Source organism: Methylorubrum sp. POS3 (assembly GCF_043352485.1).
GTDB classification, from domain to species: domain Bacteria; phylum Pseudomonadota; class Alphaproteobacteria; order Rhizobiales; family Beijerinckiaceae; genus Methylobacterium; species Methylobacterium suomiense.
Window position 1 is genome coordinate 1 of the sequence record NZ_JAPRBT010000022.1, and the last position, 910, is coordinate 910.

1 protein-coding gene and 1 pseudogene are annotated in these 910 nt (G+C 61.8%); both read right to left on the reverse strand.

Annotated elements, in window-relative coordinates; all coding sequences use genetic code 11:
* Window positions 1-497: 497 nt before the first annotated feature.
* Complete coding sequence (locus OWC43_RS23330; protein ID WP_393958667.1) at window positions 498-602, reverse strand: hypothetical protein; 105 nt, start codon at window positions 600-602, stop codon at window positions 498-500.
* Window positions 603-725: 123 nt separating this feature from the next.
* Window positions 726-910: pseudogene (locus OWC43_RS23335) on the reverse strand (ABC transporter ATP-binding protein); the annotation flags it as partial.

Genomic DNA, 910 nt, shown 5'->3' on the forward strand with positions numbered 1-910 from the left:
GTTTGCAACCCGGTCCAAACAGGACCAGAACCAGAACGGACTCTGGTTATGAACGGGGGCAAACAGGGGGCAAGGTCACCCCTTGCGGACATTCGAGCCGCCTCCGCCGAAGGTCCGGATGGGGTGGAAAGCGGCGGTTAAATAGGTGGGGCCTAAATTTCTGCCTCGTATCAACAGCCGGCATTCAGCTTTTTACTGCCAAATCGCAGCATATGCGCGCTCGCTGATCTCAATTTATTTTTTATAATGAGGTGGTTATACTGTATTTTATTGCCGCGACATAAAGGAGGTGAGTATCTCCCACGAAACACTCCGTTGAGAAAATGGCTTTTGCTATGCCTGTCTCGGAGCAAGGAACACGATGGGTCATGCAGCTTGCCGAATGCTGTCGCGACCGGAAACCGGCTCGCTTGCGTCATATTTCTTGGGTGGCCGGTTGGCCGAGAAGCAGCGTAGCAGCACGTCGAGGACCGGCATCAGGAATAGGCCGAAGGCGGTCACGCCGATCTGCTGGAGATCACCGCGACGCCTATGGCTCTGCGCATCTCTGCACCAGCGCCCGTGGCGGTGAGGGGGGGCAGAACGCCCAAGCTGAAGGTCATCTGGATCGGGCGAAGCCGCAGGCGTTTCGCCTGGGCCCGGGCCTGGACCGGCCCTGCGAGTGGTGGCGCGGGTCTCGCTCAACGCCTCCCCGAAGCGGGACGCGTCCCCTGAGGGTCCGCCGATCAGATCGGCTGACCGAGGATGCCGAGGATCGTGCGGCGCAGGCGCACCAGTTCGGGATCGTCGCGGTGGCGCGGATAGGGGAGATCGACGGGGAGGTCCGCGCGGATCGCCGCCGGGCGGTCGGAGAGCACGATCACCCGCTCGGCCAGCACCAGGGCTTCCTCCACGTCGTGGGTGACGAGGA

Bases quoted from the DNA above. Each gene is read 5' to 3' on its own strand.
- OWC43_RS23330 (WP_393958667.1), bottom strand. From the start codon at position 602: ATGACCTTCAGCTTGGGCGTTCTGCCCCCCCTCACCGCCACGGGCGCT.